This window comes from Aggregicoccus sp. 17bor-14 (assembly GCF_009659535.1).
Lineage (GTDB): Bacteria > Myxococcota > Myxococcia > Myxococcales > Myxococcaceae > Aggregicoccus.
The window spans coordinates 37207-62177 of the sequence record NZ_VJZZ01000006.1 but is presented as its reverse complement, the minus strand read 5'-3'; the positions used below and the strand labels follow the sequence as shown (position 1 = coordinate 62177).

At 71.2% G+C, this 24971-nt stretch carries 14 protein-coding genes; 7 read left to right on the top strand and 7 right to left on the bottom strand.

Annotated elements, in window-relative coordinates:
• Positions 1 to 256: 256 nt before the first annotated feature.
• Both FGE12_RS30770 and FGE12_RS12960 read right to left on the bottom strand, forming a co-directional pair.
• Positions 257 to 2290, bottom strand: coding sequence for a collagen-like protein (locus FGE12_RS30770; RefSeq protein WP_370458972.1), 2034 nt, complete (start codon positions 2288 to 2290; stop codon positions 257 to 259).
• Between the two features lie 451 nt (positions 2291 to 2741).
• The gene (locus tag FGE12_RS12960) at positions 2742 to 3365 is read right to left on the bottom strand and encodes a macro domain-containing protein (protein WP_370458971.1); all 624 of its coding nucleotides are present in this window, start codon (positions 3363 to 3365) and stop codon (positions 2742 to 2744) included.
• 628 nt (positions 3366 to 3993) lie between these two features.
• On the opposite strand from FGE12_RS12960, the gene FGE12_RS12955 reads away from it, so the two are divergent.
• Complete coding sequence (locus tag FGE12_RS12955; RefSeq protein WP_153866771.1) at positions 3994 to 4440, top strand: hypothetical protein; 447 nt, start codon at positions 3994 to 3996, stop codon at positions 4438 to 4440.
• Between the two features lie 97 nt (positions 4441 to 4537).
• Here FGE12_RS12955 and FGE12_RS12950 read toward each other — a convergent pair whose 3' ends face one another.
• Complete coding sequence (locus FGE12_RS12950; RefSeq protein ID WP_153866770.1) at positions 4538 to 5497, bottom strand: diiron oxygenase; 960 nt, start codon at positions 5495 to 5497, stop codon at positions 4538 to 4540.
• Positions 5498 to 5569: 72 nt separating this feature from the next.
• Here FGE12_RS12950 and FGE12_RS12945 point away from each other — a divergent pair, with 72 nt between their 5' ends.
• Positions 5570 to 8143 carry an AAA family ATPase gene (locus tag FGE12_RS12945; RefSeq protein WP_153866769.1) on the top strand — a complete coding sequence of 858 codons (2574 nt, stop codon included), beginning with the start codon at positions 5570 to 5572 and terminating at the stop codon, positions 8141 to 8143.
• A 46-nt stretch (positions 8144 to 8189) separates the two neighbouring features.
• Here FGE12_RS12945 and FGE12_RS12940 read toward each other — a convergent pair whose 3' ends face one another.
• Positions 8190 to 10013: a PLP-dependent transferase gene (locus FGE12_RS12940; protein ID WP_153866768.1), complete on the bottom strand. Its 1824-nt coding sequence runs from the start codon at positions 10011 to 10013 to the stop codon at positions 8190 to 8192.
• Positions 10014 to 10135: 122 nt separating this feature from the next.
• Here FGE12_RS12940 and hrpA point away from each other — a divergent pair, with 122 nt between their 5' ends.
• The 3 genes from hrpA (at position 10136) to FGE12_RS12925 (ending at position 16788) form a co-directional block, all read left to right on the top strand.
• Positions 10136 to 13843: an ATP-dependent RNA helicase HrpA gene (hrpA, locus tag FGE12_RS12935; protein WP_153866767.1), complete on the top strand. Its 3708-nt coding sequence runs from the start codon at positions 10136 to 10138 to the stop codon at positions 13841 to 13843.
• 153 nt (positions 13844 to 13996) lie between these two features.
• Complete coding sequence (locus FGE12_RS12930; protein WP_153866766.1) at positions 13997 to 14839, top strand: hypothetical protein; 843 nt, start codon at positions 13997 to 13999, stop codon at positions 14837 to 14839.
• 149 nt (positions 14840 to 14988) lie between these two features.
• Positions 14989 to 16788, top strand: coding sequence for an ABC transporter ATP-binding protein (locus tag FGE12_RS12925; RefSeq protein WP_194797839.1), 1800 nt, complete (start codon positions 14989 to 14991; stop codon positions 16786 to 16788).
• Positions 16789 to 16871: 83 nt separating this feature from the next.
• Here the strand turns inward: FGE12_RS12925 and FGE12_RS12920 are convergent, their stop codons facing one another.
• Positions 16872 to 18095 carry a hypothetical protein gene (locus tag FGE12_RS12920; RefSeq protein ID WP_153866764.1) on the bottom strand — a complete coding sequence of 408 codons (1224 nt, stop codon included), beginning with the start codon at positions 18093 to 18095 and terminating at the stop codon, positions 16872 to 16874.
• Positions 18096 to 18441: 346 nt separating this feature from the next.
• Between FGE12_RS12920 and FGE12_RS12915 the strand changes: the two genes are divergently transcribed.
• A complete protein-coding gene (locus tag FGE12_RS12915) occupies positions 18442 to 19527 on the top strand; it encodes a sensor histidine kinase (protein ID WP_153866763.1) in 1086 nt (361 codons plus the stop codon).
• Positions 19524 to 20231, top strand: coding sequence for a LytTR family DNA-binding domain-containing protein (locus FGE12_RS12910; protein ID WP_153866762.1), 708 nt, complete (start codon positions 19524 to 19526; stop codon positions 20229 to 20231). Before FGE12_RS12915 ends, FGE12_RS12910 begins: the two co-directional genes overlap by 4 nt.
• Positions 20232 to 20251: 20 nt before the next feature.
• Here FGE12_RS12910 and FGE12_RS12905 read toward each other — a convergent pair whose 3' ends face one another.
• Both FGE12_RS12905 and FGE12_RS12900 read right to left on the bottom strand, forming a co-directional pair.
• Positions 20252 to 23833 carry a M1 family aminopeptidase gene (locus FGE12_RS12905; RefSeq protein WP_153866761.1) on the bottom strand — a complete coding sequence of 1194 codons (3582 nt, stop codon included), beginning with the start codon at positions 23831 to 23833 and terminating at the stop codon, positions 20252 to 20254.
• Positions 23823 to 24731, bottom strand: a complete 909-nt coding sequence (locus FGE12_RS12900; RefSeq protein WP_153866760.1) for an ABC transporter ATP-binding protein — start codon at positions 24729 to 24731, stop codon at positions 23823 to 23825. Before FGE12_RS12900 ends, FGE12_RS12905 begins: the two co-directional genes overlap by 11 nt.
• Between the last annotated feature and the right edge of the window lie 240 nt (positions 24732 to 24971).

Below are 24971 nucleotides of genomic sequence, written 5' to 3'. Positions count from 1 at the left end.
TGTGGGAGCGCAGCGCACCTGCGCCACGCCAGAGGGGACTGGCTTTCGCTCAGAGGCCCCACCGGGCCGCAGGTTGCGCCAGCAACAGCGCCCTCCCTCGCCTATTTCGCCGCGCTTCTCAACCTATGGGCCGCCCAGCAGGCCTCCGAGCAGCCGCCCGCCTCCAGGCCACCGCACGACGCCCTCGGCCCGCCTCGCAGGCGCACCTCGGGCCTCGCGGGCCGGGGCTGCGTGCGCGCCCCGGCCCGCCGGCAGACTAGCGGTAGAGGTTCTCGGGGCTGGGCACCACGATGTTGAAGGAGTACCCCGAGGCGCCGGCCGAGACCGTGGACGTGGTCTGCCCCGCCGCTCCGCCGTTGCCACCGCAGGCCCCACCGCCGCCGCCCGGGTTGATGGTCGCGCTGGCGCCCGCGTTGGCGCCGGCCGCGCCGCCGCTCACCTGGATGGAGCCCGTGACGGACGGCGTGGCCGAGGCGAGCAGCGCCACGATGCCGCCGCCACCGCCGCCGCCGCCGCCCTCGGCGTTGCCGCCGTTGCCGTCGAAGCCGGACGCACCCGCGCCGCCGTTGGCCTGGATGGTCCCCGCCACGGTGACGGTGCCCTTGGCGAGCAGGGCCACCACGCCGCCGCCACCGCCGCCGCCGCCCGTGATGCCCAGCCCCGCGGTGTTCAGGTTCACCGAAGCGCGGCCGTTCGCGTTGATGATGGCGCCGGAGGCGACGGTGATGTTGCCCCGGGCCAGGAGCGTGAACGCGCCGCCCCCCTCTGAGCCGGTGACGTTGTTGGTGGGCCGGGCGCCCGCACCGCCGCCGAGGAGGCCGGCCACGAACGCGCGGCTGGCCTGGATCGTTCCCAACCCGACGCCGCCCACGGGAGTGCTCGCCGCGGAGAGCGCGACGCCTGCGAGCGGCCGCGCCGTGCCGTTGTCCTGCGCGCCCGGCGCCACGACGATGCTGCCCGTCCCCGTGACGTTCACGTTACCGGTGGCGCGCAGCACGGTCCCGCTCGGCACGACGAGGGTGCTGGAGATGGTGATGTCCGTGTACTGCATGTTGAGCCCACCCGGCAGGGTGTTGACTCCCGCGGGCGTGGTCAGGTCCAGCGGACTGCTCACCGTCAGCGCCCCGGACGAGCCGTCGCCGAAGATGCCCAACGTGCCGGCCGGACCCTGCGGACCCGTCGCACCGGTGGCGCCGGTCGCGCCCGTCGCGCCGGTGGCGCCCGTCGCACCCGTCGCGCCGACCGGGCCCTGAGGACCTTGCGCGCCCGTCGCGCCCGCGGGGCCTTGCGCGCCCGTCGCGCCCGTGGCGCCGGCGGGGCCCTGAGCGCCCTGCACTCCTTGGGGGCCCTGCGCGCCGTTGCACACGTAGCGCGTGTGCGCCGCGATCACCTCACCTGCGTCCAGCGTGCCGTTTCCGTTGCCGTCCAGGCCACTCTGCAGCTTCACGCCGCCCGTGGCGCAGTTGGGGCCTGGGGCCTCGGCCGTGGTGGAGAACGCCGCATTGAGGCCGCTTGCACCCGTGGCGCCCGTCGCGCCGGTAGCACCCGTGGCACCCTGCGGACCCTGCGCGCCGTTGCACACGAAGCGGGTGGCCGCGAGGTCGAGCTCGCCGGTATCGAGCGTGCCGTTGCCGTTGAAGTCGAGACCGAACTCGAGCTTCACGCCGCCGGTGGCGCAGTTCGCGCCAGGCGCCTCGGGCGAGGTGCGCGCGAGCGTGGACGTGCCGTCACTCCCGCGAGCGCCCGTGGCACCGGTAGCGCCCGTGGCACCGGTAGCGCCCGTGGCTCCCTGCGGGCCCTGGGCGCCGGTCGCGCCCGTTGCGCCGGTCGCGCCCTGCGGACCTGCAGGCCCGGTGGCACCATCGTCACCCTTGGGCCCCGCAGCCCCCTGCACCCCGGTCGCGCCCTGAGGCCCCATCGGGCCCATGACGCCCTGGGAGCCGTTGCACACGTACCGGGTGGCCGAGTCGATCACCTCACCCGGGTCGATGTTGCCGTTGGCGTTGGCATCGAGCGCGGACTCGACCTTGAGGCCTCCCGTGGCGCAGTCCGCGCCGGGCGCCTGGGAGGTGGTGCGCACCAACGTCGTGATGCCGCTCGGGCCCGGGGCGCCCTGAGGGCCGGTCCCGCCCTGCGGGCCCGCGAGGCCGTTGCAGAGGTAGTTCGTGAGCGCCGCGTTCCGCTCCGCGTCGTCGAGGACGCCGTTGGCGTTGGCGTCGAGGCCCATGTCCACCCGGAAGCCGCCGCTCACGCAGTGTGCGCCCGGGTCCTCGGGCGTGGTGCGCGTCACCGTGTTCTGCCCGTTGCTGCCCGCAGCGCCCGCAGCGCCTGCAGCGCCCGGGTCCCCCTTGGCGCCGGCGGGGCCAGCAGGACCCGCGGGCCCCCCGTTCCCCTCGGCTCCGGCGGGACCCTGCGTACAGGCGGTAATGGCCAGCGCGGCGGACAGCAGCACGACTCGCCCCAGCAGGGCCCTCGGAGTTCCCCGGTTCATCCCATCTCACTTTCGCGTTTACGCGCTCGGGGACGGCCCCGGAGACGCGGACTTGCGCTCGGCGCGTCTCGAATGATTCGAGGCGCACGAAGACTGTAAATGTTCAATGCAATGAAATACAGGTGGGGACCGGAGGCACTTGCGCCCTACATCCGGGGCGATGTGGGTGCGGGCTGGCGGCCGACGCCCCAGGGCACGGCGGATGGGCGAGGCTCTCGAGCGCGCGCCGGAAGCCTGGACGGCGCGGGCCTCAGCGCGCGAGCACGCGGTGCCGCTCGGCCGCCTCCGCGCCGCTCGCCGGCAGCTTCAGGCCGCCGAGCAGCACGTCGTCGATGGCCGCGCGCACCTGACGCGCGCACACCCGCGCCGGCATCCCGCCCACGCCCGTGCCCAGCCCGGGCATCGCCACCGTCCGGATGCGCTCGCTCACCAGCGGCCCGCGCGTGAGCCCCGAGCGCATGCGCCCGTGCTCGAGCAGCAGGAACACCGCGCGCGCCGCGAGGTATGCGTTCACCGAGTCTGCTGGCAGGGGCGCGGGGACGCGCATCGTGGGCGCCGCGATGAGCCAGGGCGTGCGCTCGTTGCCCGTCTCCACGAGCCCCGCCGCGCCGACGAGCAGCTCGCCGTGGTGCTCCTCCAGGATCATGCGCTGCACGCGCGCCTGCAGCTCGGGACCGAAGTGCCGCACGTACGCCGCGTCGATGCCGCCGGCCATGAAGCCGAAGCTGTTCGCCGGGCTCACCAGCGCGTCCGCGGAGACCTCCAGGATGGAGCCGCGGTGCACGGTGACGAAGTCGAGCCCTCCGCACGCCTCCTCCCAGGCCGAGGCGAGCGCGGGCTCGAGCGCACAGAGGACGAGACGGGTCGTGGACACCAGGGGCTCCGGGGAGAGCGGGAGAGGCCGCATGGTGTGCCAGCCGCGCCTCCGAGGGAAGGGCCTGTCCGGGGCGCCGGCGCTTCGCGCGTGGGACGCGCAGGGGTCGCGTGGACTCGCGGGGAGTGCGGCGCTAGCGTCGCTGCGCCATGTCCCCTCGAGCCACCCGCACCGCCGCGCTGCTCTGCCTGCTCACGCTCGCCCCCGGGTGCACGGCTGCGATGGCCGACGCGACAATCAAGGTGCTGGATGCAGCGCTCACGGGGGGTGTCCCGCCGAGCCGGCCACCGCCGCCCCGGGGAGACCGGCCTCTGCCTTCACCGTACCGCCAGGACCCGGACTCGCAGGCTTCGTCGGCCGCGCCCTCTTCCGAGAAGAGCAGCGACTGACGCGGCTTCGCCCGGCGCACGGAACCGGGTACCGTCCCCTACCCCTTCGACTGGTCGATGAGGCGTTCATGATCCACGGTCTCTGGTCGGCGGCGATCCGCCCGGGCGGCACCGAGGCGTCGGGCGGAGTCGCGGCGACGAGCGGCGTCACGTCCTGCCCGGCCTCGTGGAACGGAGCCACGTTCGCGCCGCTCAATGCCAGCTGCAGCTGACGGTCCCTCGCGTTCCCCCGAGCTCCGATGCTCGCACTGACCTTCTGGCGGCCGTGGGACACGGCGCTGTTGCACCTGGGGAAGCCCATCGAGAACCGCGAATGGCCACCCCCGGCGCGCGTGGTCGGCGAGCGCATTGCCATCCACTCGGGGCTGAAGTGGGACGACGAAGGCGCCGCGGAGGTCGCGCGGCTCGCCGCGGCGGACGGTGTTCCGCCCGACGTGATCGCCGCGCACCTGCACCGCGCCCGCAGCGTGAAGGGCGCCATCATCGGGACGGTCCGGATTGCGCGCGTGTTACGGCGGGACGCGCTCGATCCCACGGATTCGCTGCACGATTCGCCCTGGTTCTTCGGCAGCTTTGGCTGGGTCTGCTCGGACCTGGTCGTGCTCCGGGAGCCCGTGCCCTGCCGCGGCATGCACAAGCTCTGGCGTGTGCCACCCGACGTCGAGCGGCGCATCCTCGCGCAATAGGGCCACCGCACGACGTCTTCGGCCAGGTCGCAGGCGCACCTCGGGCCAAGAGCACCCCTGCGCGCGGGGCCCCCTCCCGCCCCTCCTGCGGGTCGCTTCAGGCGAACATCGGTGCGGCCTCCGCGATGCGGCGGGCAGCCAGCGGCGAGTGTGCGTCGAGCGTGGCGATGAACTTCTCGTGCACCATGCCCGACCCGATGTACGTCCAGCGGGCGGCCTGGTGCTGCTGCTTGATCATCGCGTCGCGCTCGGCGTAGCGCTTGCCGGTCAGCCGCTCGAGCGCATCCACGTTGAAGGCGGCCTGCGCGGCGAGCCCGCTGTCGAGGAAGCCGCCGATCTCGAAGAACGCGTCCATGACCGCGTCCCAGGCGACGTCGCCCCGGCTCTCGACGAGCGCGTCGACGATCAGCGTGTCGAGCTTGGCGTGCTGGGCCTCCTCGATCCAGTGGCTGCGCATCAGCCGCTTGAACAGCGGGTCGATGTCGCCGTTGTCCTTGATCGAGCCGAGGTAGTGCTGCTGGGTCATCCACTCGATCATGAGGATGACGAGCCCCACCGTGAGCGCGTCGTGGCGCAGCACCTCGGCGCCGATCGCCTCGGAGGGGCCGATCAGCTGCGGCTTCGTCGGGAAGCCGCGCGTGAAGGCCGCGGCGAAGCGCTTGAACATGTGGATGTGCTTGGCCTCCTCGGTGGCGAAGTTGAGGAGCGAGCGCACCCGGTAGTCGTCGCCGCGCAGCTCGGGGCGCGCATGATCGAGCAGGAACGGGACGATGAATTCCTCGACGATGCCGAAGATCGCCAGGTACTGGTTGGCCGAAAGCTGGTTGAGCAACCGCTGCTCGCGCGCGTCGAGCATCTCGAGCGCGGCCGTCCGGGCCAGGCTCTCGGGCATGAAGTTCCTCGAGAAGTCGAGCTCCTGGTCCTGCCTCAGCACGTCGTCCAGGTTCCAGGCCCCGCGCAGCGAGGCGGCCAGCGTCTGCTCGTAATCGAAGTGGTGGTACATGGTGCGCTCCTTGGGTGAGGCCTGGAGGATGCGCCCCCGTGCGATGGCGGCCATCGGAGCGACTGCCCATCTTGGCGGGCGGAACTCCCCATTTTGCCGCCCGCACCTTCCCGGGATTGACGCTCCATGCTCCTGGAACGTGAACCGCTTCTGAGCGCCTTGAGGGCCGGCCTCGAGCAGGCGCTGGCCTCTCGAGGCGGGATGGTCCTCGTGGTAGGCGAGGCGGGGATCGGGAAGACCAGCCTGCTCCGCACGTTCGCCGAGCAGGCGAGGGGGGCGGCGCGCCTCTACACCGCGGCGTGCGAAGACCTGAGCACGCCCGAGGCGCTGGTGCTCCTTCAAGACCTCGGGCTCTCGGCGTGGCGGGGCGCCGCGGACAGAGCAAGGCTGGCGCTGTTCGCCGATGCGCTCGACGAGCTGTGCGCGGCGCCGACCGTCGTGCTCATCGAGGACCTGCACTGGGCCGACGAAGCCAGCATGGACTTCCTGCGCTTCATGGGGCGGCGTCTCGCGGGCAGGCCCCTGCTCGTGGTCATCACCTCGCGCGACGACGACGCCGCCAGCCGCTCGCAGCTTCGGCGCGTCGCCAACGACATCCCGGCCGAGCTCCGGACGCGCCTCGACCTGCCGCGCCTGAGCCCGGCGGCGGTGGCCCAGCTGTCGGTGCGCAGGGGCGTGTACGGGGTGGAGGTGCACGCGCTGACCGGCGGCAATCCCCTGCTCGTCAACGAGCTGCTGGCCAGCAAGGGCAGACAGCCCGCCTCGATTGCGGACATGGTGCTGGGCAGGGCCGACGCGCTCCCGGAGCCGGCCCGCGACGCGCTCAATCAGTGCTCGGTGTTCCCGGGGCGCGTGGGGGTGGCCACGCTCGCTCCGGCGGGCGTCCGCGCCGAAGCGATGGCCCCCTGCCTGGCCAGCGGGCTCCTGGTCAGCGACGGCGACGGCTACGCGTTTCGGCACGAGCTGACACGCCGCGCGGTCGAGGACGCGCTCGACCCGCTCCAACGCCACGCGCTGCACGCCCGCGCGCTGGAGCTGCTCGAGCGCTCGGGCGCGAGCGCAGCCCGGCGCCTGCACCACGCCATCGCGGCGCAGGACCGCCGCGCGATCCGGGCCCTTGCGCCGGAGGCCGCGCGCGCAGCGAGCGCGGCGGGCGCCCACCGGGAAGCGGCACAGTCATGGCGTGCGATGGAGCCGTACGTCGACGGGCTGCCCGCCGTCGAAGCCGCGGCCTATTGGAGCGCGCTCAGCAGCGAGCTTCACGTCACTGGCCGCCTGGCCGAGGCGATCGAGACCATGAACCGCGCGCACGACCTGTTCACCGCCGCCGGCGATGAGGAGCGCGCGGGCGACGCGCTGCGATGGCTGTCACGGTTCCACTACCTGAACGGCGACCGCCAGGCGGCCGATGACCATGCCGCCAGGGCGGTTGCCGCGCTGGAGCCGCTGGGCGAGTCCGCGACGCTGGCGATGGCCTGCTCGAACGTCGCACAGCTCGCGATGCTCGCCGACGAGCCCGCGCGGGCGGTCGAGTGGGGCGAGCGGGCGATCGCCATGGCCGAGCGGCTCGGCCGCAAGGAGATCGTCGTCCATGCGATGAACAACGTCGGGGCCGCGCTGTGCCACGTCGATCCGGAGCGCCGGAGAACCACGCTCGACGCGGCGCTCCGGATTGCGCGCGGGCTCCCGAACTGCGACTTCGAGGTGGCGCGCATCCTGATCACCCGGGCCTCGTGTGCCGCCTTCATCCTGTCGCTGGAGGAGGCGCTCGCCAACGCCAACGAGGGAATCTCCTATTGCCAGGATCGCGATCTCGACGTCTTGCGCGACTACCTCTGCGGCACGAAGGCGCTGGTCCTGCTCGCGAAGGGTGAGTGGGACGAGGCCGGCGAGACGGCGCTGCGCGTCCTCGACAATCGTGCGACCGGCCCCATCGCCCACCATCCGGCCGCACTCGCGCTGGCGACGCTGCGCATCCGTCGCGGCGAGGATGCGGATGAGCCGCTGGCCGAGCTGACCCAGCACATGCTCACCGGGCGCGAGGCGCCGCGCTATCTCGCCTATGCGGAGGTGATGGCCGAGCGGGCGTGGATCCGCCAGGAGGGGCGCGACGCTGCGCTCGCGCTGATCGACGAGGCGGTGACGCGGTTCCCGGACCAGACGAGCGCGTGGCTGACCGGCTCGCTGTGGTTCTGGACCCGCAAGCTCGGCGCAGACGCGAGCCGCTTCGAGCGCGCTCGCCTACCGCCCCCGCACCGCCTGCTCGCCGACGGTGACTGGGAGGGCGCGGCCGCCCGATGGGCCCAGCTCGGCATGCCCTACCCGCGCGCGCTGGCGCTGCTGGAGGGCGATGAGGCCGCGGCGCGCGCGGGGCTCGCCCTGCTGGACGTGCTGGGCGCGGCAGCGTCCGCGAGCCGCGCCCGCGTGGAGCTCGGGGCGCGCGGCCTGCGGGGCCTGCCGCGCGGGCCTCGCCCGTCCACGCGCGCGAACCGCTTCGGCCTGACCCGGCGGGAGATGGACGTGCTCGCGCTGCTGCACGAAGGCCTGAGCAACAAGGAGCTGGGGCGGCGCCTGTTCGTCAGCCCCAAGACCATCGACCATCATGTGTCCGCGATCCTGAGCAAGCTCGAGGCGGGGTCGCGCACCCAGGCGGCCACGATCGCCCGGCGCGAGGGCCTCCTCGACCGCTCCTCGGACTGAGCGACAGCCGCAGGCCCAGGCGTGCTGAGCCACGATGAACCGCGCGTCAGTACTTGAGCGCGAAGAAGCCGTCCATCGCGGCGAGGAGCCCGTCGACGTCCGCGTGCTCGGGCACCGAGATGCGGCAGATCTGGACGTTGTCGTGCTTCTGCGCGTTCTTGACCTCGGCGGAGAGGGCGCCCTGCGTCGACTCCTCCGGGTTGATCACGTAGAAGTAGTCGGGCCTGCCGTCGCCGACGGACTGCCCGTAGCTCACGCGGCTCTTCACCAGCTTCGGCGCGTGCTCGAGCAGATACGCGACGAACTCGTCGACGAGGTCGGCGTGCGTGGTCGGCGCCGGCGGCAGGTAGAACGACAGCATGCCGCTCGCGAGCCCCTCGGCCACCTGCGCCTCCGAGATCGCGTACAGCGTGACCTCGTGCCCCCGCGCCCGGAGCGCACTGCGCAGTCCGTTGGCCAGCCGGATGGTGTTCGCGCTGATCGTGGCCATGCGCGGCCGCAGGTCCTCGAGCCCCGCGCGGAGCTCGGCGAGCTGCGCCGGGCGCGCGAACGAGTCGGCGCCCTGCCCCAGCTCGCGGGCCCGCGCGACGATCTGGCGCGCGACCGGATGGTCCGCGCACGCGACCACCCCGAGCGTGGTCTTGCCCTTGGTGAAGTACTTCGAGCCGCTCTTCACGAGGATGAACGGCCAGTCCTGGGCGAAGTCCTTCGCGAAGATCGGATAGAGCGGAGCGAGCGTGGTGTCGACGATCACCGGCACCTGCTTGCCCGTGCGCGCCTGGTACGCGCGCAGCCCCGCCATCAAGGCCGGGAAGTCGTGCACCTGGAGCTCGGGGTTCGTCGGCGTCTCAAGAAAGAGGCAGGCCGCACCCTCGTGAGCAGCCAGCGACGCGAGCACCCGCTCGACGAGCGTGACGGGACGCCCGGCGGCGTCGCGACCGATGACCTCGAGGGGGCGCGGCTGGAGCACCCCGGCGCGCGAGAGGAGGTCCGCGATCAGCTGGCCCGTCCCGCCGTAGCCGTTCTGTGCGTAGAAGAGCGTGACCGGACCGAGCACGTCGCCGACGGCGGTGAACACCGCTGCTTCCGCAGCGAGGCCGGTGCAGTAGTACAGGCTCTCTCGAATCTGCGGGAACAGCCGCTGCAGCGCGGCGTCGCACTCGGCGGGCGTCGCCTCGGGCAAGGCGGTCGGCGCGAGCCCGGCGATCCGCTCCAGCTCCGCGCGTGCATCGGCGGCAAGCAGCGCGGAGAGCGTGCGCTTGCGGATCAGCTGGATGCCGTAGGGATCGATGCGCGACGCGTCGCGGATGAGGAGCATGCCGCCGTTCGGTACCGGGTAGCAGATCGCATCGGCCGCGCTGGCCTGCACGTCACCGGTGAACGGCTCCTCGGTGACGAGCACCGTGAGCACGTCGGGGCTGCGCGCCGGCAGCTCCCCACCCCACCGCTCGTGGACCTCGACGCCCTTCGGCGAGAAGCGCAGCGCGCCTCGCGCATAGATGCGGACCGGCAGCGTGCGCTTCGGCGACTCGATCACCGACAGCCACGGCTTGGTCACCGACGCGAACGAGAACACGCGCGCGGCGTTCGTGCGCGACTGCACGTACATCTCGAGCACGGTCGACAGCGGCTGACCGAGGCGAGCGTAGTCGAACGGAAGGCCGACCGCGGCGAGCCGCTCGCGAAGCTGGCGCGGCTCGTCGAGCCCGGCGATGTCGCCGAGCGCCGCCTCGAAGCGCGCCCCGAAGGCCGTGTCGGAATCGAAGCGGAACAGGTCGTACGTCGTCGCGCGGTGGTCCCAGTCATCGGGCAACGCACGGAGGATGCGAGGGAGGGCCTGGGTGAGCCGCGCCGCGAAGTCAGGAGTCATCGGAGTGACCATACGCGGCAGGATGCCCTCCCGCTATCGGGTAGGCAGCCTCGGCGCGTGCAGTCGCTCGCCGAGCTCTCGGCCGCGCTCGCGAGCGCCAATCGGTGGTAGGCCCTGCGACCATGTCCGGCGACTCGCCCATCCCCCCCGGCAGCGGGCCCCTCCTGCGCTTCCCCCCCGAGCTCCCCATCTCCGCGCGGGTGGAGGACATCACCCAGGCCATCCGCGCCCACCAGGTGGTCATCGTCGCGGGAGCCACGGGCTCGGGGAAGACGACGCAGCTGCCGAAGGTCCTGCTCGCCATGGGGCGCGGCCGCCCGCGCCAGATTGGCGTCACCCAGCCCCGGCGCATCGCCGCGACGAGCGTGGCGGCGCGCGTGGCGCGCGAGCTCGGCACCGAGCTGGGCACGGACGTGGGCTACCAGATCCGCTTCGAGGACCGCTCCACCCGGAGCACGGCCGTGAAGTTCATGACCGATGGCGTCCTGCTCGCGCAGATTCACAGCGACCCGCTCCTGCGCCGCTACGACACGATCGTGCTCGACGAGGCCCACGAGCGCAGCCTCACCATCGACTTCCTGCTCGGGTGGCTCAAGCGCCTCCTCCCCCAGCGCCCCGACCTCAAGGTGGTGGTGAGCTCGGCCACCATCGAGACCGAGCGCTTCTCCCGGTTCTTCGGGGGAGCGCCGGTCATCCAGGTGGAGGGCCGCACCTTCCCGGTGGACGTGCTCTACGAGCCGCCCCCCGACGAGGCCGAGCTCCCCGACGCCGTCGCCGATGCGGTGGCGAACGTGCTCTCGCTCGACCCGGACGGGGACGTGCTCGTGTTCCTCCCCGGCGAGCGGGAGATCCGCGAGACCGAGAGCGCCCTCAACGCGCGCTCGCTCCGCGGCACGGTGGTGCAGCCGCTCTATGCGCGCCTCTCCGCCGCCGAGCAGTCGCGCGTCTTCGCCAGCATCCCCGAGCGCCGGGTCATCCTCGCCACCAACGTCGCCGAGACCTCCGTCACCCTCCCGGGCATCGTGTACGTGGTGGACACGGGCGTGGCGCGCCTGTCGCGCTACGATCCGCGCTCGGGCACCACGCGCCTGCACATCGAGCCCATCTCCCAGGCCAGCGCCGACCAGCGCAAGGGGCGCTGCGGCCGCGTGCGCGAGGGCATCTGCGTGCGCCTCTACGACGAGGCGGGCTTCACCTCCCGGCCCGCCTTCACCGATCCCGAGATCAAGCGCACGGGGCTCGCGGGCGTCATCCTGCGGATGAAGTCCCTGGACCTCGGTGACGTCGAGGACTTCCCCTTCCTCGACCCGCCCCAGTCGAAGGCCATCGCGGAGGGCTGGCGGGTGCTCGAGGAGCTCGGGGCCATCGAGGGCAAGGAGCGCACCCTGACGCCGCTGGGGCACCAGCTCGCGCGCTTCCCGGTGGACCCCCGCATCGCGCGGATGATCCTCGCCGGTGCCGAGTACGGCTGCCTGGACGAGGTGCTCATCGTCGCCGCGGCGCTCAACCTGCAGGACCCGCGAGAGCGGCCCCGCGAGCTCGCGCAGAAGGCGGACGAGCTACACCGGCGCTTCCGCGACGAGAGCTCGGACTTCACGGGGCTGCTCAAGCTGTGGGCCTTCGTTCGCGAGGCGGAGGCGCGGGGCACGTCGCACCTGCGGCGCGTGTGCCGGGACAACTTCCTGTCCTTCCTCCGGGTGCGCGAGTGGCGGGACGTCCAGCGCCAGCTCGAGGAGACCGTGCGCGAGCTGCGCCTGCCGCGGAAGGGCAAGGGCGCCCCGGCCCCCGGAGACGCCCTGCACCAGGCGCTGCTCACCGGGCTCCTGTCCCGCATCGGCCAGTGGAACCCGGAGCAGCGCCACTACACGGGCGCGAAGCAGACGCGCTTCATGCTGCACCCCTCGTCGGCGCTCGCGAGGAAGCCCCCGGGCTGGGTGATGGCCTTCGAGCTCGTGGAGACGTCCCAGCTGTTCGCGCGCACGGCGGCGAAGCTCGACCCGGCGTGGCTCGCGGCGGCGGCCCCTCACCTGCTCAAGCGCAGCTACTCGGACCCGCACTGGTCGGAGAAGTCCGCGCGCGCGGTGGTGAAGGAGAGCGCGACCCTCTACGGGCTCCAGGTCTTCAAGGACCGGCCCGTGCCCCTCGCCCATACGAACGCGGCCCAGGCCCGGTGGATGTTCCTCGAGCATGCCCTGGTGAGCGGCGAGTACCGCACCAAGGGGGCCTTCCAGGAGCGGAACCGCCAGGTGCTGGAGCGCGTGGCCGTCCTGCGGGACAAGGCCCGGCGCAGCGAGCTCCTCGACGAGGACGCGGTGGCGGACTTCTTCGACCAGCGCGTCCCCCTGGACGTGACGGATGGAGCGGGCTTCGAGGCCTGGCGGCGCAAGGCCGAGGCGGCCGACCCCGACGTGCTCGTCCTCACGATGGAGGATGCGCTCGCGCACGACCCGGGTCTGTCCCCGGCGCGCTACCCGGACGTCCTCACCCTGCACGGCGCGTCCGTGCCGGTGACGTACACCTTCGACCCCTCGGCCGAGGATGACGGCATCACCCTGAGCGTGCCGCTGCTGCTCCTCGCGCAGCTCGCGCCCGGTGAGCTCGACTGGACCATCCCCGGGTGGCAGCGGGAGAAGCTCACCGCGCTGCTCGAGCAGCTGCCGCGCGCCCAGCGCAAGGCACTGGGGCCCCTGCCGGAGCTGATCGAGCGTCTCGAGAAGGAGCTCGTGCCCTTCCGCGGGCCGATGCTTCCCGCGCTCGCGGGTGCGGTGTCCCGTCTGTGCGGGGTGGAGGTGCCGGAGAGCGCCTTCCGGGCGGATGCCGTGCCGCCCTACCTGCGCACCACGCTCAGGGTGCTGGACGAGGGGGGAAAGGAGCTTGCGCGCAGCCGCGATGCCGACGCACTGATTCAGCAGTACGGGGGACGTGCACGCACGGCGCTGCGCAGCGCGGCACCGGCCACGGACTTCGAGCGCAAGGGGCTCACGGCGTGGACCTTCAGCGAGCTCCCCGCGTTCGTCACCCGGCGGGTGGGCGGGCTCGAGCTGCGCAGCTACCCCGCGCTGGTGGACCGGGGAGCGGCCGTGGACCTGGTCCTGCTCGAGACCGCCGCCGCCGCCGACGCAGCCACCCGCACGGGGGTGCGCCGGCTCCTGATGCTCGCCGCGCGCGGACACGTGGCCGTCAGCGCCGCGCGCATGCCGCCGCCCTTTCCCACCCTGGACGGCGCGCCGCCCGCGCGGGGCCACGCAGACGCCTTCAAGGCGCTCGTCCTCGCGCGCAGTGTGGACGAGGCATTCGGGCTGCTGCCGGGTGCGCCGCTGCCCCGCACGAAGGCGGCCTTCGAGGCGCTCGTCCGGGAGGGCTCCCCGCGCATCGAGCCTGCGGCCCGGGCCTGGGCGACGGCCGTCGCGGGCACCTCCGCGCCACTCGCCTCGACGCTCGCAGCACTCAAGGCCGCTGGGCGGGGGCCGAGCGGGAGTGCGGCCGTGCGGGACATCCGCGCGCAGCTCGGACACCTGTTCCCCGCAGACCTCCTCGAGTGGATTCCCCTCTCGCGCCTGCTGGACTACCCGCGCTACCTGCGCGCGGCCCAGCTGCGGCTGTCACGCGCGGTGGAGAACCCCCTCAAGGATGCGGGCAAGGCCCAGCCCTTCACGCCCCTGTGGGAGGCCTTCCTCGCCAAGCGCGCCACCGTGCGAGACCTGCAGGCAGCGGAGGAGCTGCGGTGGGCCTTCGAGGAACTGCGCGTGGCCCTTTTCGCCCCGGAGGTGACGACGCCCGTCTCGGTGACGGTGGCGAAGGTCGGCGCCGCCCTCGCGGCGCTGCGCTAGCGCAGTCGCTCCACCCGCGCCGCGAGCTCCTGCCATTCACGTCGGGCGCCAGGGATGGGGTGCTCGTTTCTCACCCCCGCGGGCACACCTCTCCCTGCGCCGCGGCCACCGGCGCCACCCGCAGGCCCTCGCCTACGTGGTAGATTTCGGTCCATGTCTGACGACGCGGTGATCGTGTTGTTCCGAGACGGCGCGCCGTTGGACGTGGCCCGGGCGGCGAACGCGCTGGTCGGCGCCTCAATCCTCCAGGCCGATGCGATGCGCGCGGTGCGAACCGGCCAGGGCTTTCTCGAGCTCTACGCTCCGGCGGCCTTGCTTCGAAGCGCTGCTGCCGCGCTGGAGAAATCGGGCTTCCCGACGGTGGTGATTCCGCTCTCGCAGCGCGTCCCGGCGCCGACGGCGTTGTCGGTTCGGCGCATCGAGCTCGCGGACGAACAGCTGCGTCTGCGAGACCCGGTAGGTGCTCCGATTTCCTGGAGGGAGATCCGGTTCATCCACCTCGCGAGGGTCCTCCCGAAAAATCTCGAGCTCGGTCTCGAGCGAGACGAGTCCTCGGCACCGAAGATCGCGGTCGGCGGCAGCCCTCTGCTCACCGCCTCGACCGCGATCGCGCGGCAGCAGTTTCAGCTGAAACAGGACGCAAAGCAGAAGGCGGCTGCGGCCGAGCGAAGCGCAGGCAATACGTTCCAGACGTGGCTCGAGCTCCTGGCGGAAACACAGCGGGTGCGAATCCGCCTCGAGTCGTTCGTCTTCGATTGTCTTCCTCCGCCGCTGGCGCCGATCGCTCGGCAGAACTTCACCCGGCTGATCTCCGAGCTGGTCCGGCGTTCACCGGGTGCGCACGCAACGCCGCTCGCAGCCGAGATCGCAAGCGGCAAACCACTCGCCGGCTCCGGACCTGGAGTCGATGAAGTGATGCACGATCGTTACATCTCGTTCCTGCTCACACGCGCGGAGCATGAGCATCGGAAGAACAACCCGGGTTTCGCCGTGTAGCCCCGCGAGACACCCGCGCCCGAAAGCGCCGCGAGCCCCTGCCATTCACGTCGGGCGCCAGAAAAAGGGGTGATGGCTTGGGGGGCAGCCGCGTCGGGTAGCCGACACCGCGCGGGCGCGCCGGTGGCGGGGTGCCTAGCTTGGCGGCCGTGCGTACCGCCGCTGCCCACAAGCCACGTCTCGAGCCCAACGAGCGGCCGAAGAAGGTCGAGCGCACGACGCTCGCGCGCATCGCGCGCTACGGCCGCCCCTACGCGCGGCACGCCGCCGGCGCGGTCGGGCTGATCCTCGGCGCGTCGCTGCTCAACCTCGCTCCGCCGCTGTTGATCAAGCGCATCGTCGATCGCGCCATCCCCGAGGCGGACGTGCGGCAGCTGCTCGTGCTGTGCGCGCTGATGGTCGCCGGCCCGCTCGTGGCCGGCGTGCTCGGCGTCGGCCAGCGCTACCTCTCGTCGCTGATCGGCGAGCGCATGATGTTCGACCTGCGCGTCGACCTCTTCAAGCAGCTCCAGAAGCAGCCGATGGGCTACTTCGCCTCGACGCGCCCCGGCGAGCCGCTCTCGCGCGTGCTCAACGACGTGCAGGGCGTGGGGCAGACGGTGAGCAAGACGCTCACCGAGGTGGTGCAGAACGCGATCGTGCTGCTCAGCACCGCGGTCGCGATCGTCTGGCTCGACTGGCGGCTGGCGCTCGTCTCGCTGTGCATGCTCCCGCTGTTCATCGCGCCCACGCGGCGGGTGGGCAAGAAGCGCAAGGCGCTCAAGCGCAAGGCGCAGGAGCGCATGGGCGAGCTCACCGGCATGCTCTCCGAGACGCTCTCGATCTCGGGCGTCCTGCTGCTCAAGACCTTCGGCACCGCCAAGCGCGAGCGCAAACGCCTAGAGGCCAAGTCGCGCGAGCTGATGGAGCTCTCGCTCGAGCAGACGCTGGTCGGCCGCTGGTTTCAGATGCTGCTCGGGCTGTTCGAGACGCTGGGGCCGGCGATGGTGTTCGCGGTCGGCGGCTACCTGGTGATCGAGGGCCACGCCGCGCTCGGCACCCTCGTCGCGTTCGTCACCCTGCTGCGGCGGCTGTACCCGCCGGCGTCGGCGCTCGCCGGCGTGCACGTGGACCTCGTCACCAGCTACGCGTACTTCGACCGCGTCTTCTCGGTGCTCGACCTCGAGCCGGCGATTCGCGATCTGCCCGGCGCGCGCAAGCTCGAGAGCGTCGAGGGCGACGTCCGCTTCGAGGGCGTCTCGTTCGCATACGGCGAGCAGCCCACGCTGGCCGACGTCGACCTGCACGTGAAGCCGGGGCAGACGATCGCGCTGGTGGGGCCGTCGGGAGCCGGCAAGAGCACCGTCTCGGCGCTGCTCGCGCGCCTGTACGAGCCGACGAAGGGCCGGGTGCTGCTCGACGGTCAGGACATTCGCGGGCTCAAGCTCAAGAGCCTGCGGTCGCAGATCGGCGTGGTGACGCAGGAGACGTACCTGTTTCACGGCACGCTGCTCGAGAACCTGCGCTACGGCCGGCCCGACGCCACCGACGAGGAGGTCGTCGCCGCCGCGCGCGCCGCGCAGATCCACGACTTCATCTCGCAGCTGCCCGGCGGCTACCAGACGGTGGTGGGCGAGCGCGGCACGCGGCTGTCGGGCGGCGAGCGCCAGCGGGTCGCGATCGCGCGGGCGGTCTTGAAGAACCCGAGGATCCTCATCCTCGACGAGGCGACCAGCGCGCTCGACTCGCAGAACGAGGCCCTGGTGCAGAAGGCGCTGCAGCCGCTGCTCAGGGGCCGCACCTGCCTGGTGATCGCGCACCGGCTCTCGACCGTGCGCGAAGCCGACCAGATCGCGGTGCTCGAGAAGGGCCGCGTGGTCGAGCGCGGCACCTTCGACGAGCTGCTCACCCAGGGCGGGCTGTTCGCCGCGCTCTACCACGAGCAGTTTCGCGAGCTGCGCGCGGCGTGAGCGCCGGCCAGAGCCGGCTCACCGATGGGATGAGGCGGCGGGCCACCACGAACGTGGTAGCCCGAAGGCCCCACACAGGGGTGTCAGTGATGTTCGACGGCCTGCTTCGACTGGCCGCGGCCCGCAGACGCGCCCGCTTTTCTGGCCCTTGCCCGGATGGCTTCGATCATCGAGCTCGAGTACACGGCACCGGTCGACTCGGTGGTCTCCATCATCGACTTCCAAAGCGGGAAGATGCCTAGCTCGTAATCGGTAAAGCGTTTGAAGCCGCAGGCATAGAAGCCGCGATAGCTCTCCACGCTGCCTTCGAGCGCCGCACACTCCTGGATCAACTTGGCCGCGTAGGCGTCGGCGTCGGCTGGACTGAGCAGGCCGCTCCCCCGCAGTCCCGCCAAGGCGATCGCCTCCGCACCCCCTTCGTGCACCCACGCCTCGGTGCCGCCGATGCCCCCCCGGGCGACATTGTTTTGCCAGACATGCGCCCACTCGTGGGCGATCAATTCCGTCACGATCCTCCTCACCTGCTCCGAGCCCCCCAGCAGGGCCTTCCCTCCCAGGCGGTACACGACTTGCTGCCCCACCGCGCCCCCCTTCGTTGACAATCCCCGCGTCTCGAAATCCGAAATGGAGACGAGCATCAGGGGCCGATAGGTCAACGGACGCTGGAACGCGCGATTGTAGAATTGCGTGATCTTCGTCGTGGTTTCCTGCATCAGCTCGACCAGCCAGTCGGGCGTCCTGGGGTCGAGGATGAGTTTTCCGACACCGGCAGGAGTGGGAGTCGCCGGGCCGAAATAGGCATAGCTCGGCTGGTCGGGATGACGGTCATCGGGGGCAATGACGTTTTCGTGCGCCAGCCCCGCCAGCTGCACCTTCAGGTGCAAGGGACGGGTGCGGCGCCCTTGCACGGCATCGCCGGTGAAGAAGCCGATGAAGACCGCGGTGCCGCCATCGGACATGCGGTCGAATGCGGTGTAGTTCCCTTCCGCATAGGGCAAATAGAGGCTGACTTCGACGCTGAACGCCGAGAACGCCTTGCCCCCAGCGCTGATGGTTTGCTGGTCCTCTAGCGTCACCAGCCCCACTCCCGGCGTCAGGATTCGCCAGGCCTGTTGGCGGTATTCGCCAATCTTTGGACCGAGATCGATGCTCGTCACGGGCTCGGCAAGGGCATATTCGGCACGCCACGTGTCAGCGGCGATGTGAGTCAATTTGAGTCGCCCGGGGAGCGGGGACGCCGTCTCGGCCTGGGCTGTCGGCAAAAAGAAGACGAGGCCAGCCCACAGGCACAGCAGCTGTCTGTTCATGTTCGCAACCTACCGTGAAGCGGAGCACAGGAGGAACAGCCCGTGTTTCTCGCGCAGCGTCTTGCCGCGCTCGTGTCCGTTGACCCCGCCGCACCGTGGAAGTCCCCGCCTCGAGGCCACTGCACGGCGTCCTCGGCCCGCCTCGCAGGCGCAACCCTCGGGCCTCGAGCGCCCCCCTGTGCGCCCAGGGCACCCTGCCCGTCCTGCAGCCGCGGGGCGATGCGCTTCCAGAGGGAGTCGGAGGCGAGCACTTCGGGAATGGCGGCCGTAAGATGGACACGGCCGCATCAGGTGGCTCACCGAGCGGTCTTGTTGGGCGCTCGCCATGCAGTGGAAGAGATAGACCATGTTCCAGCCGTCCCGCCTCCACACGGCTGTTCCGCCGGCGACCCCATCGAGTCACGACTACTGGCTGTTCCAGCTGGGCGGCTGGGGCGGCATGGCCGTGCTCGCGGTGCTGTCGAGCCTGACCAGCTGGAGCGAGGCCGCGTTTCGCTTCGTGCTCGCCAAGTCGATGACGGTGGTCAGCGGCTTGCTGCTGTCGCACTGCTGGCGCTTGTTCCTGCGCCGCCGCGGCTGGATCGACCGTCCCAGTGCGCCGCCGCTGAAGGGCGTGCTCGGCGGCCTGCTGGTTCTCAGCGTCGCGCAGACCGGTGTGATGGTGATGGCCGATCTGCTGTTCCGGCATGGCGCCCTGCTCGACGACCCGGCCGAGACACCGAGCCTCCTGATCGCCGCTTGCCTGCTGTGGTACGCCACCTTCTCGGTCTGGACCCTGTGCTACTCGACCATGCTGGCGCGCCGGCGCGCGCTGCGCTTCGAGCTCGAGAAGCTGCAGCTCGAAGTCAGCATCAAGGACGCCGAGCTGCGTGCGCTGCAGGCCCAGGTCAATCCGCACTTCTTCTTCAATAGCCTGAACAGCATCCGCGCCCTGATCTACGCGGACCCTGACCTGGCTGCGCGCGCGGTCGGACAGCTCGGCGGCATGATGCGCCACAGCCTGCGCGCCGGACAGGTGGCGACGGTGCCGCTGGCGGACGAGCTGGCGGCGGTCAGCGCCTATCTCGGCATGGAGAAGCACCGCTTCGACACCCGACTGCAGCTGCGCTTCGAGATCGAACCCGGGCTCGACGCCGTCCCGATTCCGCCCATGGCGCTGCAGACCCTGGTGGAGAACGCCGTCAAGCACGGGGTCGAGCCCAGCATCGGTCCCTGCGAGCTGCGCATCGGCGCGCAGCTCGCAGGCGGCCGGGTCGTGCTCACGGTCGCCAACCAGGGCCGCCTGGCCGAAGCGAGCGGCTCGACGCGGGTCGGGCTGGCGAACACCAGCAAGCGCCTGTCGCTGCTGTTCGGCCCCGACGCCTGCTGCACGCTGGCGGAACGCGACGGCTGGGTCGTCGCCGAGGTTGCTCTGCCCCAGGAGCATGCATGAAGGTCTTGATCGTCGATGACGAGCCCCTGGCGCGCCTCGAGCTGCGGCGCTTGCTGGCCGCGCACCCTGACCTCGAGGTGGTGGGCGAAGCGGCGAATGCGATCGAAGCCCGCGCGGTGATCAATCAACGGGCGCCGGAGCTGGTCTTCCTCGACGTTCAGATGCCGGGCGGGAGCGGTTTCGACCTGCTGGCCTCGCTCGACGATCCGCCCCCCGTCATCTTCACCACCGCCTTCGATCAGTACGCGCTGCGCGCCTTCGACGTCAGCGCGCTCGACTACCTGCTCAAGCCGATCGAGCCGCAGCGACTGGCACATGCGCTGAACAAGGTGTTGCGCCAGCCGGATGCGCCGAAGGGCGAGAGGTTGCAGGCGCCGGACGGCAAGGTCTTCATCAAGGACGGCGAACGCTGCTGGTTCGTCGCGCTCGACCAGATCATGCTGTTCGAATCCGAGGGCAACTACACCCGCGTCTACTTCGACCGGCACCGCCCCCTGATGCTGCGCTCCCTGAACCAGCTGGAAGCCCGCCTCGATCCGGCGCGTTTCCTGCGCGTGAGCCGCCGGCAGATCGTCAACCTCGACTTCGTGGCCGGGGTTGCGCCGACCGCGACGGGCAGCATGGAGCTGACGCTGACCGGCGACCTGAAGGTGCCGATGTCGCGCAGACGGGCGGCGCAGTTCAGGCAGCTGAAGGGCCTGTAGCCGCGCCGCCAGGCGCTCCCCTACTGCACGCTGACCTGCTTGCGGTTATCCGATGGCATGCGGTCGATCAGGAGGTTGTACGGGTCCACGCCCACCTCCGCCGGCCTGTCCTTCACGGTGACCGTCACGCTCGTATCGCCGCCCGCCAACCGGCGCTTCTCGCGCAGCAGAACCTCGCCCGCCGGACCGAACACCGCGAGCTCCACCGGCTCGTCGTAGCTGCGCACCGTCTCCTGGCCCTTGCCGTCGGCCTGCAGCTTGGCCAGATGGAGCTGCAGGGTCACGTCCCACTGGCCGTCGGCGCGCTGCTTCGCGCCCGCCGCGCTGACACGGTTGTCGTACAGGACGATGCGCTCGAACAGGTCGGTGAGCAGCTCCTGCTTGTCGGCCGGGGTCTCGGCGCGGATCGCCTGCAGCAGGTCCCGGCTGGTGATGTAGCTGCCGGTCTGGAAGCGGTGCGCCGACACGAAGCCCTTCAGCGCGCGGTTCAGCGCCGCCTCGCCGATCTCCTCGCGCAGGCGGTAGAACACCATGCTGCCCTTGCGATAGCCGATGTAGACCTGGTTCTCCACGCTCACCAGCGGCTGCTCCTCCACCAGCTCCTTGCCGCGGCCGGCCAGGTACTGGTCGAGGTCGTAGCGCAGGAGATGGCGCGTCTTCTCGGCGCCGAACTCCTTCTCCACGGTCATCAGGGCCGCATATTCGGCCACCGATTCCGTCACCATCATGCTGCCCTGGGTGTTCGCGGCGATGACCTGGTCGCCCCACCACTGGTGCGAAACCTCGTGCGCCGTCACGTAGAACACGTGGTCGACGCCGCCGGGGTCGCGCAGGTCGCTGATGAAGCCGAGCGACTCCGAGAAGGGAATGATGCCCGGGAAGCTGCGCGCATACTGCTGGTACAGCGGGAACTCGGTGATGCGCACGTCCCTGTACGGATAGGGCCCGAAGTTGGCGCTGTCGTAGTCGAGTGCGCGCTCGGCCCCCTTGATCATGCTGCCGACGTTGTACGCATGCTTGCGGTCGTGGTGGACGCGGATCGGCACGCCGTTCCACTCACCCTGCGCCACCTCCCAGCGGCCCGACTGGAACACGAAGAAGGGCAGGATCGGCCGGTCCATGCGGTAGTGGAAGAAGCGGCGCCCCTTCTCTTCCCAGCTCTTCACGAGCTGGCCCGGCGCGATCGCGACCTGGTCGGCACTGGTCGACACCGTGGTCTCGAAGTCGACCAGGTCAGCGTCGAAGCCGAACAGCTTCCAGTAGTTGCTCCTGCGGGCGGACACGTCGTCGAGCTTCGGCATGCGGTGCGGCTCGCCGAGGCCGCGCTTGCGGCGTTCGGCGCGGTCTTCGATCTCCCGGGCCTGCACGTAGCCGAACTTCGGGAAGAAGCTCTCGGACGTGAACAGGGTGCCGTTCTGGTTCACCGGGCCGGGCGCGCCGCTGTTGGTGAAGCCCGCGCTCTCCACTTCGACCCTGAAGGCGAACGTCAGGCTCGCGCCTGGCGCCAGGGGCTCGCGCAGCTCGAGGACCCGGACTCCATGGCGGGCATCGTCGAGGGCCACCGCGTGCGGCGGCAGCTGGACGAGCTCGGTATGCGCGGCCGGGTCCAGCTGGATGCGCAGGGTGTCGAGCGGCGCACCGCTGTCGTTGCGCAGCTGGTAGCTGCCCGCGATGCGGACGCGCTGCTCGGCCGGGAAGATGGCGACGTCCGCGCGCACCGCGGTCACGCTGGGATTCGGCAGCTCGAGGAAGCCCCGGTAGCGCTTCTCGTAGTCGGCAGCGCTGTCCAGCGCAGCGTCATGCGACTCGTAGCGGTTCAGGACATTCGTGTTGTAGAAGATCCAGCCGCCCACCGCAGCGAGAGCGGCGACGCTGAGCGCCAGTCCGAGGCCGCTCCCGCCGCGCAGGCCGCGCAGGCCCGCAGCCAGGCGCGCACGCCAGCCCGGGGCCGGGCCTCGCACGCGGAAGGCCTGGGCCAGGAACAGGAGCGCGGCGGCGAACAGCATCCAGTACGCCGCGAACCAGCACCAGCCCCTCAGGTAGTGGCCGTAGCCGTTCAGGTCCGAGTACGCCAGCGGCGGCAGCGAGCCGAAGCTCAGCAGGCGATGCTCCAGGCCCAGCACGTCGCCCGACCCCAGCAGGGTCGCGCCGAGCAGGTAGCCCAGGTACTTGTGGTGGGCCAGCGCCTGCAGGGCCAGCAGCGCGATGGCTGCGATGACGAAGTACGCGGCGGAGATCAGCGTGCCCTGCACGTACAGCCCGAGCTCCACCGGCGCCCCACCCTTGAACAGCTGCATGGCGACGGCCACGAGCGCACCGGCGCCCAGGAACACCAGCACCACCGCGCCCAGGGCCCCGGCCTTGGCCAGCAGCGGCACCCAGCCCGGGAGAGGCGTGGCGTCGCTGACGTCGGCGACCTTGAGCTGGCGGTCGCGATGCACCAGCTCGCCGCTGTAGAACAGCAGCACCAGCACCAGCACCGCGTCGGTGGAGCCGATCAGCTCTTCCAGCATCAGGCGCGTGAGCGGATACGGCACACTGTCGAAGCGCATGCCGCCGATCGAGTAGTTGGCGACGAAGTTGGCCAGCGCCAGCAGCAGCATCACCAGGAAGGGCAGGCTGCGGACGGTGCTGCGCAGGTCGAAGCGCAGCAGGTGCCAGGCCTGGGCAGCGCCGGTCCAGGCGTCGAAACGCGGTGCGGTGCGGGGTACCGGCGGCACGCGCAGCGCAACGGCGGCAGGGGCCTGCGGCTGCGCCTTCCCGAAGCGGCGGCCGGCCGTACCCGCACGCTGCGGCCTGAACAGCGCCACCGTGGCGCCGAGCATGGCCAGCGCCGTGCCGCTCCACAGCAGGCGGTTGGCCAGCAGAAGGCCGGAGAGCGGAGGCAGCTCGGTGTTGAGCTGGGCGGCGCTGAAGTAGCGGGTCAACCGGGCCAGCACGCGCACGCCGAAGGGGTCGAGCAGCGCCGCCACGGGCGCGCCGCCGCCGGCGCTGCCATTGCCAGCGCCGAGCGCCGCGGCGACCGCCCACAGCACGATGACGGCGACCACGCCGGCATACACCGCGATCATCGAGCGGGTCAGGGCCGCCAGCAGCATCAGCAGCGCGGCCACGAACAGCAGGTTGGGCACCACCAGCACGCCGAAGCTCCAGGCATAGGGCCACAGCGAGAACGCGCCCAGCCGCTCGGGGTCGACCGAGGGCAGGCTGGCGCCAGCCATCATCGCCAGCGTGATCGCGGAGAAGACCAGCAGGCAGACGGCAAAGCCGGCCAGGAAGCGTCCGAACAGGTAGTCGCGCTTGCGCAGCGGCGTGGCGTACAGCAGGTCAGCCATGCCGGTCTCGCTGTCGCGCAGCACGGCGCCGGCGACGAACACGGTCACCAGCAGCATCGAGATCATGCTCAGCACGCCGAGCTGGTTGGCGATGACGACGGGCGCATTCAGGTGCACGTTGCCGATGCCGCCGGGCCCCGTGCCGATGCGCACCGAGGTGCTGCCGGCACTCGCGAAGGCCATCCCCCCGAGCACCGCCGTGGCCAGCCACAGCAGGGGCTGGCGCAGCTGGTAGCGCAGGTCGAAGCGGAAGAACTCACGCCACATGACGCTCTCCGCGAGCCGACGCAGGGTTGGACTGCACGGCGCGCAGCTGGAGGAAGTAGACGTCCTCGAGGCCGGGTTCGACCGGCGTGAAGCCTTCCTCCGGCTGGGTCTCGGCGTAGACGTGGATCTGCGGCTTGCCGCCCACCAGGCGGGTCGACAGCACGGCGAAGCGGCGCTGGTATTCGTCGAGCTGGGCATCGTCGACGCGGCAGCGCCAGACGCGGCTGCGCAACAGCTCGATCGCATCCTGCGGCCGGCCGGACACCAGGACCTGGCCGCGCGCGATCATCGCCATGCGGGGGCACAGGTCGGTGACGTCGTCCACGATGTGGGTGGACAGGATCACGACCACCTGCTCGCCGATCCGCGCCAGCAGGTTCAGGAAGCGGTTGCGCTCATCCGGGTCGAGGCCGGCGGTGGGCTCGTCGACGATCACCAGCCGCGGCGCGCCGAGCAGGGCCTGGGCGATGCCGAAGCGCTGGCGCATGCCGCCCGAGTAGCTGGCCACGGCGCGCTTCCTCGCATCCCACAGGTTCACCTGGTGCAGCAGGCCTTCGACCGCCTCCTTGCGCTCGCCGCGCCGGGTCAGTCCCTTCAGCACCGCGAAGTGGTTCAGCAGCTCGAGCGCGCTGGTCTTCGGATAGACGCCGAACTCCTGCGGGAGGTAGCCCAGCTGACGGCGCAGGCCCTCCTTGTCCTGCACGACGTCGCGACCGTCCAGGTGGATGCTGCCGCTGTCCGGCTCCTGCAGCGTGGCGATGGTGCGCATCAGCGTGGACTTGCCGGCGCCGTTCGGGCCGAGCAGCCCGAACAGGCCGGTGGGGATCTCCAGCGTGACGCCGTTCAGCGCATGCACCCCGTTGCCATAGGTTTTGTGAAGCTGCTTGATCGAAAGCATGTCGCGCGCTCCTTGAAGGTCCGGGCCGGCTCCGGGCTGGCCAGTCCCGTCAAAGTAGCGAGCGTGTTTTCTCGGACCTATGGACGATGAAAGAGCGGCGGGTTCTCGTGGTGAGCGGTCGAAAACCAGGATGAACGGCGGCCCCTCTGCTCCGAGCATCTGACGAACGTCCCGTGTTTCTCGCGCGGCCGCCCGCAGTGGCACCTGCATAGGCGCGCCTACGTACAGGGCGGACCTGGT

Bases quoted from the DNA above. Each gene is read 5' to 3' on its own strand.
- FGE12_RS12950 (WP_153866770.1), bottom strand. From the start codon at position 5,497: ATGGCCGCCATCGCACGGGGGCGCATCCTCCAGGCCTCACCCAAGGAG.
- hrpA (WP_153866767.1), top strand. From the start codon at position 10,136: ATGTCCGGCGACTCGCCCATCCCCCCCGGCAGCGGGCCCCTCCTGCGC.
- FGE12_RS12915 (WP_153866763.1), top strand. From the start codon at position 18,442: ATGTTCCAGCCGTCCCGCCTCCACACGGCTGTTCCGCCGGCGACCCCA.
- FGE12_RS12955 (WP_153866771.1), top strand. From the start codon at position 3,994: ATGCTCGCACTGACCTTCTGGCGGCCGTGGGACACGGCGCTGTTGCAC.
- FGE12_RS12920 (WP_153866764.1), bottom strand. From the start codon at position 18,095: ATGAACAGACAGCTGCTGTGCCTGTGGGCTGGCCTCGTCTTCTTTTTG.
- FGE12_RS12940 (WP_153866768.1), bottom strand. From the start codon at position 10,013: ATGACTCCTGACTTCGCGGCGCGGCTCACCCAGGCCCTCCCTCGCATC.
- FGE12_RS12905 (WP_153866761.1), bottom strand. From the start codon at position 23,833: ATGTGGCGTGAGTTCTTCCGCTTCGACCTGCGCTACCAGCTGCGCCAG.
- FGE12_RS12930 (WP_153866766.1), top strand. From the start codon at position 13,997: ATGTCTGACGACGCGGTGATCGTGTTGTTCCGAGACGGCGCGCCGTTG.
- FGE12_RS12900 (WP_153866760.1), bottom strand. From the start codon at position 24,731: ATGCTTTCGATCAAGCAGCTTCACAAAACCTATGGCAACGGGGTGCAT.
- FGE12_RS12945 (WP_153866769.1), top strand. From the start codon at position 5,570: ATGCTCCTGGAACGTGAACCGCTTCTGAGCGCCTTGAGGGCCGGCCTC.
- FGE12_RS12910 (WP_153866762.1), top strand. From the start codon at position 19,524: ATGAAGGTCTTGATCGTCGATGACGAGCCCCTGGCGCGCCTCGAGCTG.